The following is a 13,859-nucleotide window of genomic DNA, read 5'->3' on the forward strand; positions in this document are numbered from 1 at the left end:
CTCCGGAGAGTCGAGCATGGAGCAGTCTCTGTTCGGGTATTACCTGCTGCCGGAAGATGCGCAGCTTCGATTACTGCAGACGCGTGATCATCTACGCTTTCTGGCCGCGCTGGCGCGTCCTCGCTGCATGTCGAATACCTCAGGCGGCAATGGGCTTTCCATACAAATGGATGCGTTGGCGTTTTGCTTCGACATGGTGGCTGAGCAATTGAGCAATGTACTGCTGCAGACCACAGTGCCTGGCGACATGACAGAGTGATGTCCTTCGTCATAGCATGCCTGTGACGCAAGCAACAGCAATCGCTACACCGTTATCTCGGTTACTTTTTCCTGCTTTTACAAGCTATAACTCTTGTGACAGAGAAAGCAAATTTACCGAACACTGGCAGGCACCAGAATTCCAGCAATACACTTGGCAAACGAAGGGAGCATGCGCAGTGAAATCCAAAGCAAATCCAGTGTTAGGCATCGCACTCATCTGCTTGGCAACGTCGTGTGCAACTGCCAGACCGACGACTGAAGAACCTCAAGGAACAAAGATGACAACGCGCACTGAGCTCCTCCCCCAAGTCCTGGTGGACCGCTTGCTCTCCTTGATAAGAGACGTCAAAGATTTCGACGAGCTGTCGCCGTTGGTTCTTGAAAGGTATCTAGAGGTGCCCTTCACCAAAAATTCAGGTGAAAACTCTGGATTCCATATGCTTGATCAACCATCCCCTTATTCAACATATGCCACCACTTACAACTTCGACGAGAAATTTCCAAGGTACTCCAATGTCACCTTGGAACTTATCCCGCCGAGTAGTATCCCCGCTTCAACCGTCCCCCCTTGCGAGCTCGTCTTTGAGAAATACGACCAGGCCTTGAAGGACGCAGGATTCAAAACTGAAACGGGATACTGGTCTTATAATGAGTTTGGACGGGTCATTTCTTTTCAATATTTACGCGACAACATACGCGCCCAGATCAATCCGTGGCACCCTGTCTCCGTAGACCCTAACAGAAAATCAGGAGAGAACTGCGTCAGGTCGATACGTCTGTACAAGTTTGAGGATTAACGATAATGGCAAACGCCAACACTCAGTTGCAGTCCATCTTGACGCAATTCGCGGGTCGGTCAGATGTCAGTCCCGACCAAGAATCGCAGTTACGCGCGACTATTGCTTCTGATCCGGACCTCACACAGAGACTCAATCAGGAAGCAGCCAGCGGTCATCTGAAAGCATTTGTGCCAGGCGTTGGCGGCTCCGAACCGTTAACAGGCTCCTACGACAAGGCATCCGGAATTGTCACCCTACCGGCTTTTGAGCCAGGATCTGCGCCGACAACGAACTTGCGTGGTTCGCTCCGGCTGCAAGAGATGGGTATGCGTTTTGCAAATAGTTCGTACATGGATGCAAACCAGCAAAGCCAGCCTGTAACGCAAGATATGGTTACCAATCTGCAGGCGACGATCAATAGTTCGCCGACGTTGGCCAGCGAGATGAAGCGCGCCGTCACGACCGCCATTGACAGCAAGGACCCGAAAAGCCCGATGTTGCTTGAGAATTTTTCACCTCTCAGCGGCACTGTGGGGCGTGTCCTAGATTTTGTGTAACCGGGCCACAGGCAGGAGACTGCCACCTAACCCGGAGACACCATGAGCCCACGCACACATGAGGTACCCGACGAGCTGCTTAGCAGCCTGTTGGTCAACTACACCAAACCCGAGGATCTGATCGGCGAGAACGGCCTGCTCAAGCAGCTGACCAAGCGGTTGGTGGAGCGGGCGCTGGACGCGGAGATGACCGAACACCTCGGTCATGACAAGCATGAGCCGGTCGCCAACGCGGCCGGCAACACGCGCAACGGACGCAGCCGCAAGACGCTCAAGGGCGAGTTCGGCGAGCTGCCGATCGAGATTCCGCGTGATCGCCACGGCAGCTTCGCGCCACAGCTGATCCCCAAGCACCAGACCCGCTGGGCCGGCTTCGATGACAAGATCTTGTCGTTGTACGCGCGCGGCATGACCGTGCGCGAGATCCAGTCGCACCTGGAGGAGATGTACGGCACCGAGGTGTCGCCGAGTCTGATTTCCTCAGTCACCGATGCGGTCGTCGAGGAGGTCAAGGCGTGGCAGGCGCGGCCACTGGATCCGGTCTATCCGATCGTCTATCTGGACTGCATCCACGTCAAAGTGCGCGAGGGCGCGGTGCGGGTCAAGGCGGTGTACCTGGCCATCGGCATCACCATGGGCGGCGAGAAGGAAGTGCTGGGCCTATGGCTGGCGCAGGCCGAGGGTGCCAAGTTTTGGCTGCAAGTCGTGACGGAGCTACGCAACCGCGGGGTGCAGGACATCTTCATTGCCTGCGTCGATGGCCTGAAGGGGTTTCCCGAGGCGATCGAGGCGGTGTTCCCGCAGACCACCGTGCAGCTGTGCATCGTGCACATGGTGCGGCACAGCCTGAACTACGTCTCGTGGAAACGCCGCGCCGAGGTTGCCGCCGATCTCAAGCGCATTTACGCCTGCGCCACCGTCGAGGAGGCCGAGCAGGCACTGACCGAGTTCGAGGCCAAGTGGGACGCCCAGTACCCGCCCATCAGCCAGTCATGGCGGCGCAATTGGTCACGACTGATCCCGTTCTTCGACTACCCACCGGAGATCCGCAAGGTGATCTATACGACCAACGCCATCGAGTCGGTCAACATGAGCCTGCGCAAGCTGACCAAGAACCGCGGCGCGTTCCCCAGCGACGAAGCCTTGATGAAACTGTTCTACCTGGCTCTGCGCAACATCACCAAGAAATGGACGCTGCCGATCCGCGACTGGAAGGCTGCGCTGAACCGCTTTACGATCCAGTTCGAGGGGCGACTTCCTCAGCGGTAACCCAAACCACGGTTACACAAAATTCTGCACACGCTCGCACTGTGGCAGGCGGAACATTCAATCCAACAAACAAGACCATGAGCATTCCACCAATCACGGTTGGGAAGTCCAAAGGGCAATTTAATCAGCTAAATGCCAATGACCTAACATTTGTTCTAGGCCATGAGACACAACATGCTTTCAATCAAGTGAGCATGGCCTCCTCGTACAGAAAATTCGATGCAGCGGTGACAACGATTGCGAAAGACAACAATCCAGTCAACGATTACACGTCCCCAGTTGAAAACCTGATCAACAGCGCCAGGGAAGATGAGGCTAAAGCTCAGATTGCAGGATGGAATGCCTTGATTGACCGGGAACGGCAAACCAATCCGGCTGTCGATCTGAACACAATGAGAAACCTCGGAAACGCTCGCCTGGATGACTTTATCGAGGCTAGTCCGACCAACGCAAAGCAGACCCAGGCACGGCCGGGAATCACGTTCAACCAAGACGGTTCGCTTCCCATGACGCCGCAGAATATTTCTGCGCAGGCAACTTACTACTTCGACAAACCGCCCCAAGGCGCGCCGGGACTTTCGACACGCCAAACAACAGGCATCGGATTCCACGGTGACTCGGACTACCCCAACTATTACGGAGCCGGTGCTGTCAGCCGTGCCATTGCGTTCGACAGGGCGTATGCACATCCGGTCGGCGGAATTCCCCCGCAGATGCAGCTTGATATGCAGCGCCTACGCTTCAGAGAAGATCTATTGGAACACAACGGCATCACCCTGCCCCCAGGCACCACCGCCACGCCACAGGTGTATTGGGACACCAGTACAAATCCACCAACCCGCGGGCTGTTGCAGCATACGCAGGGCACTCACCAGCACATCAGCCCGATTCCCGACATCGATCCTCGGCTACCGGGGCTCATGCCGCCCGGCAAGAAAGAGCAACCAGACAATGAGCTGCTGGAGAAAATCCGTAGTGGTGTTCGCAGCCTTGATCAACAAGCCGGCAAGGTGTGGGACGAGAGCAGCGAACGGCTAAGCGCAAGCTTGCTGCTCATGGCCGCAGAAAAGGGCTTTACATCAAAAGACGATCTGAAGTTTGCGTTCAATACGCCAACCGAAAAACTTGCTGGTGGAGAAATCATGCATATTTGGCGGGAAGGCCATCACTCCCCCGATCCCGCCGCGCATCGAGCGCACATGACGACACAAGAAGCGCTTTCTGTTCCTGCGGATCAGCGCCTCGCGCAAGTGGAAGTGATGCAGCAAACAAAAGCACAGGAGATCATGCAGACTCAACAGCAAGAGACCATGCAAACACAATCAACACAAGCTCGGTCGATGTGATTATGCGATCGGCCATGAATTGAATTGCCAGCCATCCTGCATTTATAAAAATTGACAATCTCGTCAACTCGAAGACAACAACCACTTTGTTATTTAGGCGCACCTTTTAATAAGGCTACATACTTCAATAAATTCAGATGAATGAAACATAGGGTGCTCCCTGCAATCTAGCTTCAATTTGATAAGCGAGGTCGTAGATAACTTCGTAAACCGCATCCTCATAAGATTTATAATATGGATAATTCCGGGATGATGCTATTCTCACCGTGGGCAATTTTGTTTCGCCTAGCCACAAGAGCATGAAGCTTGGATCTATTTTCTATAACTTTGTCGGCACATAGGTCTGCAGATTCCATTAACTCTATTAACACATTTGGCCATAAATTCGACTTGGTGTCTACATCCGGAAAAACAGGTGTTTTTCTGAGGTATAAAGGGACAAAATTTTCTAGCTCTTCCAGAACTTTGTGATCAGGCAGACTTCTTAGCTTTCTAAGTGTAGAAGCTAATGCAAATAACCTCGTAGGTTTTGGAAGATTTTCACCCAGCACCCCTGATTTGCATGCTGCGTCAAAAAATATAACTAATGCGTTCTTACAAAATCCCTCGTAGTGAGCGTAAAGCAATGCCCAAGCCGCTCTCAGTAGAACGGTTTGCTGCGATGGCGTGGCTGATCCCGACGAGAGAAGGATTCGCATAGACGCAATCTCAGTCTCTCGCCAGTCTAGATCATTAGTGAGCGCGCTTAAAACGCTCATTGATCGAGAAAGTGTTTAGAAACCACCCTAATTCTCTGCTCCAGTTTTGGAATCGTGTTAGCGCCAGGGCCATTTGAGTCCAGGAATAGTTGATCTGTATATGCAGCAATCAGCCTTTTCTTAACCTCTCCTCCACTCATGGGTTTAATTGCACTGTAACAATCCGAGAAAGTACAGGCAGTCGCTTCATAATAAGCGGGAGCAAGCCGGCCAGTTGGCAAACCGTCTTCTGTGAATCTCGTAAATGCGCTATCTCCAAGCTTCTCTGCGATAAGATCGAACACTTTCTCAAACGAGGACTTTTGATTTGGCAGATCGAATTTGACTTTTCTGAACAATATCGATTCCATAATCGAATCGAGCCACTCCTCAATGTTTCCATGGTAGTGGTCGCGAAATAGCGTAACGGCGAAGAACCTAAGGACAAGCTCCTCATCAGCGCGCTTCTCTCTAAAAGTGTCAGGAAGACGCTGTATGGTTTTCACAAAAGATGGGTACTTGGCCATCTCTTGTATAGCATCATAAAATAGATCTCCGCCCTCGACCATGCGGGAGCTACAATTCCGAATCTCCTGAGACGATAGCAAAGAGCCGCCGGTATTAAGTCGTTTGAACATTTCATATTTTACAAAAGCGTCGCCCGACTTATTAATGATTGTCGCCCTAATTGGAGACCTTATTATCTTCAACCGCACAGTTAATGGCAGATCCGAGAATACCTTTGAATTAAGCTCATTAACTATGTCGCAACCTGCAAGCCTAAGTTCTGGCTCGTTAATAGCGGCGTGATCCAAAAACTGCAGGACGGAACTTGTTCTCTGCAGTCATCAATCAACTCAAGAATCCCAGACTGACCCTCTATTAAGGAAACTCTGAACAATCCGTCCTGATCTGCCACAATCGATCATCGACCCGAGTAGACGATTTCGATGCAGCTGACCTTCGGCGACGCGGAGTACGACGGCAAGCGCAAGCGGACGCGGCGTGAGGTGTTTTTGGCCGAGATGGAGCAGGTCGTGCCGTGGAAGGAGCTGCTGGGGCTGATCGAGCCGCACTATCCGAAGTCGGGGCAACCGGGACGACAGCCGTATCGGCTGGAGACGATGCTGCGCATCCACTTTTTGCAGCAGTGGTATGCATTGAGCGATCCATCGGCGGAAGAAGCCTTGTACGACACGGTGTCGATGCGCCGTTTCGCCAAGATCGGCGGGCTGGATGAGGTGCCGGACGAGACGACGATTCTCAACTTTCGCCATCTGCTGGAGCAGCACGATTTGGCGCGCAAGCTGTTCAATCGGGTGAACGCGCATCTGTCGCGCAAGGGTCAGAGCCTGCGCGGCGGGACGATTGTGGATGCCACGATTATCTCTGCGCCCAGTTCGACCAAGAACAAGGACGGTGAGCGCGATCCGGAGATGCGCCAGACCAAGAAGGGCAACCAATACTTCTTCGGGATGAAGGCGCACATTGGAGTGGATGATGAATCCGGCCTAGTGCACCACGTGGAATGCACGGCAGCCAACGTGGCGGACATCACGCAAGCGCACAAGCTGCTGCATGGCAAGGAAGACACGGTGTGTGGGGACAGCGGCTACACCGGGCTTGAGAAGCGCGATGAGATCAAGGGCAAGCGCAAGCTACGCTACCTGATCGCGGAGAAGCCCTCGAAGCTGAAGCAGATCAAGAACAAGCGCGAACTGAAGTTGGCCAAGCGCTGGGAGCACACCAAGGCCAGCCTGCGTGCGAAGGTGGAACATCCGTTTCGGGTGATCAAGCGCCAGTTTGGCTATGCCAAGGTGCGCTATCGCGGCCTGGTCAAAAACACCGCGCAGGTGCTGACGCTCTTTGCGCTGTCGAACCTGTGGCTGAAGCGGAAGCAGTTGATGCCTGCCGTTGGGAAGTTGTGCCTGTAATGGGGAGAACGCCCCGAGAATGCGCTGGAAACAGCGAAAAACCGAAGGTGTGAGCGTAGTCAGCGCTACCGATGCGGGTCGACGCATCCTCTGGCCGCATTGATCAGACCATCCTTAAGAAGATCGGAGGAATGGGCAGCCCTAGCACTATCGATTCTATAAGACGAGAACGCTGCTCAATCGTCCAACGGAACAATCGCTGATATTCTGGGCGAATAACTATTTCTTTAGTATTATGCAGATTGAGCAGCTCTCCGAAAGAGAAGTCTACTGCCGTTGTTCTGATTTCTCTATCCAAAAAGTCAGTATCTGCCATCTGCATCAAGCCTCTTTTTTTAGTTTAAACTATAGGTTTTATAAATTTTCATGCAGAGTGCAACAAAAATTTAGACCATTCAATGTACCCAGATCAAATTCATCACCTGCGGATCGGCGGTCACCTTGACCAGCTTGCCGCTGGGGCCGAACTGCACCTGGTACTCGGAGAAGCTGTCGCGCCAGTAGCGCCACAGCGAGGCGTCCAGATTGGGGTTTTCGCTGCTGATCGGGTAGCCGACCGCCATCAGCACCTGCTCGCGGGTCATGCCGCCGGTGAGCTTGCCGTCGGCAATGGCCTGGCGAATTTTGGGCGGGAAGGTGGCGAGCTTGAGCTTGGGGTCGGCGGTGACGACGTAGCGCGCAGCGAAGGCGGTGTTGTCCAGGTCGCGGCTGTAATCGTTGCCGATGGACTGCTTTTCGCCGGCGATCTTGAGGTTGACGCGGTTGCGGCCAAAGCCGGTGACGCTGACCGGGGTGCCCACCGGGAGCACGCGCTTGCCGTCTTCGGCGTAGTTGCTGTCGCTGATCCAGCTGCCGTCGGTGCGCAGGTTGCAGCACAAAAAACCGTCGTATTTGGCGACGTCGGCGGCGCTGGCCAGGTTGGCGGCGGTGAGCAGGCCCATGGCCAGCAGGGACGAATACAGACGCATCGTAAGACTCCTTTCTCGACGGCCGTAGCCGCGCGGCAATGATGGACGGGGCGCGCCGCCGTTTCCCCGCAGCGCGCGGGCATTGTCGCAGCCACGGGCCGCTTGGCAAGCGTGGGTGACGCGCGCAGCCCGGGGTTGTGTATGCTCGGAGGGTGGAAACCCTGTCAACCGCCGAGATCGTCGAGCAGATCGCCGAGTTGCGACGCGCCCACCGCGCGTTGGACGAGGAGATTCAGCGCGTGCCCGCGAACCTGGACGACGAGCTGCAGATGAAGCGGTTGAAGAAGCGCAAGCTGCACCTCAAGGACTGCATTACGCGGTTGGAAATGGAACTGGTGCCCGACGAGCCGGCGTGAGGCCATGCCTGCGTTTGCGTTCGCTTGGTGATGGCCGTGCGCTGATCACCGCATCTGCCTGCTGCGCGCGCCAACACCCCTGCGTAGGAGCGCACCTGGGCGCGATGAGGCGTTACCCGCACGGCCAGGCACGCTCCGGCGCGCTCCTGCATTGGCGGTGAGCAGACTGACTGGTGGGACGGAGACCGCGTGACATGCGAGTGGCGATGGGGTGCGGGGGCAGGCCATCGCTGGTTGAGCCAAGCATGCCGTTGGCGTGGCGCTGCGCACACGTGAGCACCTGACTGGGCGCCCGCAGACGTTGACCAACGCTCACTGCGTTTGCCCCCATCCGCCCTTCGGGCACCTTCCCCCGCAAGCGGGAGAAGGAAGCGCCAAGGCGAGCCAATCAGACTCCTGCGTGCAGCGCTCAGCCGGCGCGCAACAGGATCTTGCCGCTGCGTCCGGCCTCGGCGCTGGCGGCCGCCGCCTTGGCGGCATCGGCCAGATCGAACACCGCTTCCACCGGCAGTGCCAGGCTGCCGTCGAGCGCGGCCTTCAACAGCTCGCCGATCATGCGGCGCTTGTCCTCGGACTTGGTGGCGGCCATGACCTTGCTGCCCCAGAAGCCGCGCACGGTCGCCTGCTTGAAGATCACATCGCCACTGGCAATCTCCAGCGGGTCGCCGGTCATTGAGCCGAACGAGATCAACTCGCCGCCCTCGGCAAGCAGCCCCATCAGCTCGCCTGCCGCCTTGCCGGCGACCGAGTCGATTGCGCGCACGATCGGCGCATCGCCGGCCAGCGCGCGCACGTTGTCTTGCCAACCGTCTTGCGCGGTCGACACCGCATTGCCGATGCCCAACGCCTTGAGTTCGTCCACGCCGGCATCGCGACGCACCAGATTGATCACGTTGATGCCGCGTGCCGCCGCCAGCATGGCGACGGTCTTGCCTACCGCGCCGTTGGCCGTGTTCTGCACGATCCAATCGCCCTTTTTGACCTGCAGGAATTCGATCAGCATCAATGCACTCAACGGCATGGCGATGAGCTGGCAGCCGCGGTCGTCATCCAGTGCATCGGGCAGCGGAACGACACCGGTTGCCTCGGCCAGAAAGTACTCGGCCCAGCTCTCGTGCACGCCGGCAGCAACCACACGCTGACCGACCTGCAGGCCCTGGACGCCTTCGCCCAGCGCATCGATCACGCCCGACCCTTCGCTGCCGCCGATCGCCGGCAATGTGGGCTTGTAGCCGTAGTTGCCGCGCACCGTCCACAGGTCATGGTTATGGATGGGCGAACGCCGCATCGCGATGCGGACCTGACCCTTGCCGGGTTGCGGTGTGGGACGTTCGCCAAGTTCGAGCACCTTGAACGGGTCGCCGAACTGGGTGTGGATGGCTGCGCGCATGCAAGTCTCCTGTCGGCCACGCCGGTGGTGCAACGCAGCCGATCACAGTGAAAGAAACCGCGATGCTAACGGGAGCGCTGCAAGCGCCCGATGAAGCGAACGGAACCGTTACGTGAAGGCGGCCGGCGCCTCGTCTACAGACGCCTCGCCACGCGACCCACGCGCCCTGCAAGACGTGAAGGCATTCGCCAACGGCTTAGAGCATCCAGCAAAACGACTGGGCAGCCCCCAGGCGGGCGCGGCCGGTGCCCGGTAAGGCATGTACCACGTGCGCCCCGGTTCCTGCGCGCCGTCCACACCCACCCGACGACTGCTCGCTACGTCTTGTCAGTCGCTCTTACTGCGGCGGCACCACCACGTCCGGCTTGGCCGCCGCCGGGCTGACCCGTTCGATGGTGTGGCGCAGTTCGCGGCCGAGAATGAACTTGGCGTCCTTTGCCCAGGCATCCAGGCGCTCGTCGAACATCAGCTTGCTGTTTTCGTCCGGCCACACCAGGCGCAACTCGCGCAATTTCTGGATGAAGCCGCGGAACAGGGTCTTGTCGAAGAACTCCGGCGCGGCCGGTGCATACAACAGGCTCAATCGCTGCGCGGCCTGCTGGCACAGGCTTTCCAGTTCGCCGGCACCGAGCACGCCAGGGCCGTTCTTCACCAGCACCGAAATGGCGATGTAATAGCGCTCGAAGGCCTGTTGCAGCGAATGGCCGATCGCACGCAGGCGGAACACTTCGTCGGTCTGCCCGGTGTTGCGTGCCAGGATGCCGCCGTCGTCGTCGGTGACGTTGAGCAGCAGGCCTTCGCGCACGAACATGTCGATGGTCTGTTCGATGCGCTCGGCAAAGCGGTCTTCGCTCCACGGCAGGAACAGCTCGGCCTGCAGGAACGGGTATACCGTGCGGCCCAGGCGCAACAGACCGGCGCGGCTCATGCGGCGGTTGTTCTGGAAGCAGCACGCCACCCACGAGGACGCGGTGAACAGGTGCAGCACGTTGTTGCGGAAGTAGCTCAGCAGCACCGCGGTATCGCCGCTGACGCTGAGCACGTCGCCCAGCGGGTGCGACACCCGCGTGAGCACGTTGATCTCTTCGGCATGGGTGATGATGCGCGCCGGCGTATGCGGGGTGACGGTGACGCGGTCCGAGTACGGCATTTCGGCCAGCAGCTTCTTGCATAGCTCGATCTGCGCGATCAGGTCGGCCTCGCCCATCGCGTGCTTGGGCGTGGACAGCAAGGCCAGCGCCAGCAGGTTGATCGGATTGACGTCGGCGGCGCAGTTGATGCGGGTCTGGATCTGCGTGGACAGCATGTCCACCGCCGGTGCCAGGCAGGTGGGTTTTTCGTCTTCCGGCAGCGGCTGGCCGTCCCAATCGGGCGCGTGCTTGGCCAGCACGTCGTTGAGCGCGATCGGCTCGCCGAAGTTCACCACCACCTGGCCGTAGTTCTGCTTGAGCACCTTGGGGATGGACCACAGCAGGCCCCAGATGGATTCCTTTTCCTTCGGCCGGCCGGTGAGCTCGTCCAGGTAGCTGTTGCCTTCCATCAACTTTTCGTAGCCGATGTACACCGGCTGGAACAGCACCGGCTTGCGCGGCTGACGCAGATACGCGCGCAGCGTCATCGCGATCATGCCGCCCTTGGGCTGCAGCAAACGCCCGGTGCGCGAACGCCCGCCTTCGACGAAGTATTCGATGGAATAGCCGCCGGCCACCAGTTGGGCGACGTATTCGCTGAGCACGGCCGAATACAACGCGTTGCCCTTGATCGAGCGACGGATGAAGAACGCGCCGCCCTTGCGCAACAGCGTGCCCACCACCGGCAGGTTGAGGTTGATGCCGGCCACGATGTGCGGCGGCACGATGCCGCGTTCGTACAGCAGATAGCTCAGCAGCAGGTAGTCCATGTGGCTGCGGTGGCTGGGCACGTACACCACTTCGTGCCCGGGCGCGGCCTGTTTGAGCTTGTCCAGGTGATGCACCAGCACGCCGGCGTAGATGCGGTTCCACACGTGGGTCAGCAGGAAGCTGGCCGAGCGCACCACCGGGCTGGAATAGTCGGCGGCGATTTCCCAGGCGTAGGCATGCGCCTTGCGCCAGGCATCGACCGGCTTGCTGTTGTCGCGCTTGGCCTGGATGGCGATGGCTTCGCGCACCGGCTCGGCGGCCAGCACCTGGTCCACCAGCAAGCGGCGGGTAGACAGGTCCGGGCCGATCACCGCTTCGCGGATGCGCCGGAAGTGCGTGCGCAACACGCGCTGCAACTTGCGCAAGGTGCGCTCGGGCGGCAGTCCCTCGGCCATGGTCTGGCGCAGCGAAATCGGCGGGGCGAAGCGCACGATGGTGGTGCGGCCGTTGAGCAATACCGAGAGCAGGCGGCGGAAGCGTCCGACCAGCGCCCAGTTTTCGGAGAACAGCACCGCGAACCAGCCGCTCTGCTTGTCCGGCGCGCGGCCGACGAAGATCGATACCGGCACCAGGTGCACGTCCAGGTCGGCGCGCACGCGGTGCGCCTGCAGCAACTTGGCCAGCGAATCGGAATGGGTCTTGCCGCCACGCTGCTCGGGAATCAGCGAATTGCTGCTGCTGCGCCGTGAGAGCGCCAGGTAGGCACGCTTGCGCTCCAGCGGGTCGCCCGGCAACGGCACCAGCGGCGACGGCAGGCCGACTTCGCGACAGGCCTTGTCCAGAATCAGCGCATTGGACATGCCGTAGTCTTCCAGCACGTACACCACCGGGCGGCCGTCGTCGTAGCGACCGGGCTGGTCCGGCTCGATGGTCAGGCTCAGCCAGGGGTCTGCCAGGCGGCCGAGCAGGCGCGCCCACCAGGGGCGCTTGGCGCTGCGCGCAGCGGCAACGCCAGGGGCGATCGAGGGCGCAACCGCTGGCGGTACCGGCTCGGCGAGCGGCAATGCCGCCGTCGTGGCGCCGGTGGTGTCGGCTGCGGCAGTGCTGGGCGGGCTGGGCTGGCCGTCCGGGAACGGCAGGGGATTCTGTTCTGGCATCACGGTCATTATCGCCCAGCCGGGCGTTGCCCGGTGTCGGCAGGCTTCACCGGCGCGGCCGCTGCGGTGTCGGGCACTGCAGTGGCGCTGGGTAAGGGCGCGGCCTGGGCATCGAGCAGCGCCTGCACTTCGTTCTGGGTCTGCAGCTGGTACCAGTGGCCCTCGCGCTTGATCAGCGCGACGTTCAGATCGATATCGTGGGCGGCCAGCGGATAGCGCAGCCGTACCTGGGCGGTGTCGGCGTCCTGCTTGATCAAGCCGGTCCGCAGCGCGTCCAGGCTGCTGTCGATCGACAGGTCGTAGCGCTCCAGCACCTTCTTGCAGGTTTCCCAGAACGGCCCAAGCCGGCGCAGGCTTTCTTCCATGCCCAGCCGCTGCAGGTCGGCGTCGGAGGTGATGCCGGTGGCGCGCGCGGCGGTCACCAGGTCGGCGATGCTGGCCTTGGCGCGGGGGCGATCGGCCAGCGGCGCGGTGGCGGCCCACGCGCTCAAGGCGTCGACCAACTGCACGTAATGGGCGCGCTGCTCGGGCTGGTAGTCGTTGCGGCTACGTAGGTATTGCACGCCGAACTGGCCCAGCGACTGCGCCGCCTGCGCGATGCCCTGGGCCTGGCCGGCCAGCTGCGCATCGAAGGCCTGCTGCAGGCGGCGTTCGGCATCGGGCGTCGACAACGACCCGAGCAGCGCGCCGACTTCATTGGGCAGCGGCAGCTCGGTCAGCGGCCAACGGCTGGCACCGCTGCGCCAGGCCGCTTCCAGCTGGGTGTATTGCGCAGGCGTGACCCGAATACGGGCATACGCCACCAGATCATTGCGCCGCAGCGGCAGGGTCATCGCCTGCATCGCCGCGGCCGGCTCGGCCTTGGCGCCGGGCAGTGCTGGCGCGGTCTGGTTGCGCTGGCAGCCGCTCACGCACAGCGCGGCCAGCAGCAGCCACGCGGCGAAGTGGAACCGCCCTGCACGGACGGTAGGTAGCGACATGCGCACGATGTTCCCCCTGATCGATCGGCGCATCTTGCTGTCTGGAGGCATTGGCGGCAAGGCGGGCGCGAACCGTGCGCCGCGGTATGGTGTGCAGATGTTACGTTTTCGTAGTTCCTGGCACGTTGTCGACCAGTGTCCGACATTGGCTGCTGATGTCTTATTCGGACAAACTTGTCCAGCGAACGGACGTCAACCCTTGCGCCGCTTGCGTTTGGCCCAATGCTGCGGCGCATCATGTAAGCGCTTGCAGTTCCTGCTAGCGTGCGCTGCATCTCGCTTGG

At 59.4% G+C, this 13,859-nt stretch carries 14 protein-coding genes and 1 other RNA gene; 8 read left to right on the forward strand and 7 right to left on the reverse strand.

From position 1 onward, the window contains the following. Nucleotides 1–16 precede the first annotated feature (16 nt). The 5 genes from ACCQ00_RS20710 (at nt 17) to ACCQ00_RS20730 (ending at nt 4,212) form a co-directional block, all read left to right on the forward strand. Nucleotides 17–259, forward strand: a complete 243-nt coding sequence (locus ACCQ00_RS20710; RefSeq protein ID WP_372354021.1) for an XAC0095 family protein — start codon at nt 17–19, stop codon at nt 257–259. Nucleotides 260–281: 22 nt separating this feature from the next. Beyond that, nucleotides 282–1,058, forward strand: coding sequence for a hypothetical protein (locus tag ACCQ00_RS20715; RefSeq protein WP_237384810.1), 777 nt, complete (start codon nt 282–284; stop codon nt 1,056–1,058). A gap of 5 nt (nt 1,059–1,063) precedes the next feature. Beyond that, nucleotides 1,064–1,597, forward strand: coding sequence for a hypothetical protein (locus tag ACCQ00_RS20720; protein ID WP_236493379.1), 534 nt, complete (start codon nt 1,064–1,066; stop codon nt 1,595–1,597). Between the two features lie 42 nt (nt 1,598–1,639). Further along, on the forward strand, nt 1,640–2,866 hold the full coding sequence (locus ACCQ00_RS20725) for an IS256-like element ISXax1 family transposase (RefSeq protein ID WP_011345585.1): 1,227 nt from the start codon (nt 1,640–1,642) through the stop codon (nt 2,864–2,866). A gap of 77 nt (nt 2,867–2,943) precedes the next feature. Continuing rightward, nucleotides 2,944–4,212: an XVIPCD domain-containing protein gene (locus tag ACCQ00_RS20730; RefSeq protein ID WP_372354022.1), complete on the forward strand. Its 1,269-nt coding sequence runs from the start codon at nt 2,944–2,946 to the stop codon at nt 4,210–4,212. 227 nt (nt 4,213–4,439) lie between these two features. Here ACCQ00_RS20730 and ACCQ00_RS20735 read toward each other — a convergent pair whose 3' ends face one another. Together ACCQ00_RS20735 and ACCQ00_RS20740 are read right to left on the reverse strand one after the other, a co-directional pair. Next, a complete protein-coding gene (locus ACCQ00_RS20735) occupies nt 4,440–4,910 on the reverse strand; it encodes an MAE_28990/MAE_18760 family HEPN-like nuclease (protein WP_236493576.1) in 471 nt (156 codons plus the stop codon). A gap of 56 nt (nt 4,911–4,966) precedes the next feature. Continuing rightward, on the reverse strand, nt 4,967–5,764 hold the full coding sequence (locus ACCQ00_RS20740) for a DUF262 domain-containing protein (RefSeq protein WP_236493575.1): 798 nt from the start codon (nt 5,762–5,764) through the stop codon (nt 4,967–4,969). Nucleotides 5,765–5,899: 135 nt separating this feature from the next. Here ACCQ00_RS20740 and ACCQ00_RS20745 point away from each other — a divergent pair, with 135 nt between their 5' ends. After that, nucleotides 5,900–6,883 (forward strand): IS5-like element ISXfu1 family transposase, encoded by a 984-nt coding sequence (locus ACCQ00_RS20745; protein ID WP_022557821.1) that lies wholly within the window; start codon nt 5,900–5,902, stop codon nt 6,881–6,883. A 103-nt stretch (nt 6,884–6,986) separates the two neighbouring features. On the opposite strand, the gene ACCQ00_RS20750 is transcribed toward ACCQ00_RS20745, so the two are convergent. After that, nucleotides 6,987–7,205 (reverse strand): DUF262 domain-containing protein, encoded by a 219-nt coding sequence (locus ACCQ00_RS20750; protein ID WP_372354023.1) that lies wholly within the window; start codon nt 7,203–7,205, stop codon nt 6,987–6,989. Between the two features lie 73 nt (nt 7,206–7,278). After that, complete coding sequence (locus ACCQ00_RS20755) at nt 7,279–7,851, reverse strand: hypothetical protein (RefSeq protein ID WP_039569889.1); 573 nt, start codon at nt 7,849–7,851, stop codon at nt 7,279–7,281. A 152-nt stretch (nt 7,852–8,003) separates the two neighbouring features. Between ACCQ00_RS20755 and ACCQ00_RS20760 the strand changes: the two genes are divergently transcribed. Further along, nucleotides 8,004–8,207 (forward strand): YdcH family protein, encoded by a 204-nt coding sequence (locus ACCQ00_RS20760; RefSeq protein ID WP_019300484.1) that lies wholly within the window; start codon nt 8,004–8,006, stop codon nt 8,205–8,207. A gap of 409 nt (nt 8,208–8,616) precedes the next feature. On the opposite strand, the gene ACCQ00_RS20765 is transcribed toward ACCQ00_RS20760, so the two are convergent. Further along, nucleotides 8,617–9,597 (reverse strand): zinc-binding dehydrogenase, encoded by a 981-nt coding sequence (locus ACCQ00_RS20765; RefSeq protein WP_039569891.1) that lies wholly within the window; start codon nt 9,595–9,597, stop codon nt 8,617–8,619. A gap of 259 nt (nt 9,598–9,856) precedes the next feature. Here ACCQ00_RS20765 and ACCQ00_RS20770 point away from each other — a divergent pair. Further along, a non-coding RNA gene (locus tag ACCQ00_RS20770) (sX9 sRNA) lies at nt 9,857–9,930 on the forward strand. Nucleotides 9,931–9,934: 4 nt separating this feature from the next. On the opposite strand, the gene plsB is transcribed toward ACCQ00_RS20770, so the two are convergent. Both plsB and ACCQ00_RS20780 read right to left on the reverse strand, forming a co-directional pair. Beyond that, a complete protein-coding gene (gene plsB, locus ACCQ00_RS20775) occupies nt 9,935–12,604 on the reverse strand; it encodes a glycerol-3-phosphate 1-O-acyltransferase PlsB (protein ID WP_372354024.1) in 2,670 nt (889 codons plus the stop codon). Next, complete coding sequence (locus tag ACCQ00_RS20780) at nt 12,604–13,575, reverse strand: hypothetical protein (protein WP_039569895.1); 972 nt, start codon at nt 13,573–13,575, stop codon at nt 12,604–12,606. Before ACCQ00_RS20780 ends, plsB begins: the two co-directional genes overlap by 1 nt. Nucleotides 13,576–13,859 lie beyond the last annotated feature (284 nt).

The organism is Xanthomonas sp. NCPPB 3761 (genome assembly GCF_041475705.2).
GTDB lineage: Bacteria > Pseudomonadota > Gammaproteobacteria > Xanthomonadales > Xanthomonadaceae > Xanthomonas > Xanthomonas phaseoli.

Coding starts and splice junctions, on each gene's coding strand:
- ACCQ00_RS20730 (WP_372354022.1), top strand. CDS start 2,944: ATGAGCATTCCACCAATCACGGTTGGGAAGTCCAAAGGGCAATTTAAT.
- ACCQ00_RS20725 (WP_011345585.1), top strand. CDS start 1,640: ATGAGCCCACGCACACATGAGGTACCCGACGAGCTGCTTAGCAGCCTG.
- ACCQ00_RS20750 (WP_372354023.1), bottom strand. CDS start 7,205: ATGCAGATGGCAGATACTGACTTTTTGGATAGAGAAATCAGAACAACG.
- plsB (WP_372354024.1), bottom strand. CDS start 12,604: ATGACCGTGATGCCAGAACAGAATCCCCTGCCGTTCCCGGACGGCCAG.
- ACCQ00_RS20720 (WP_236493379.1), top strand. CDS start 1,064: ATGGCAAACGCCAACACTCAGTTGCAGTCCATCTTGACGCAATTCGCG.
- ACCQ00_RS20780 (WP_039569895.1), bottom strand. CDS start 13,575: ATGTCGCTACCTACCGTCCGTGCAGGGCGGTTCCACTTCGCCGCGTGG.
- ACCQ00_RS20745 (WP_022557821.1), top strand. CDS start 5,900: ATGCAGCTGACCTTCGGCGACGCGGAGTACGACGGCAAGCGCAAGCGG.
- ACCQ00_RS20710 (WP_372354021.1), top strand. CDS start 17: ATGGAGCAGTCTCTGTTCGGGTATTACCTGCTGCCGGAAGATGCGCAG.
- ACCQ00_RS20755 (WP_039569889.1), bottom strand. CDS start 7,851: ATGCGTCTGTATTCGTCCCTGCTGGCCATGGGCCTGCTCACCGCCGCC.
- ACCQ00_RS20735 (WP_236493576.1), bottom strand. CDS start 4,910: ATGCGAATCCTTCTCTCGTCGGGATCAGCCACGCCATCGCAGCAAACC.
- ACCQ00_RS20765 (WP_039569891.1), bottom strand. CDS start 9,597: ATGCGCGCAGCCATCCACACCCAGTTCGGCGACCCGTTCAAGGTGCTC.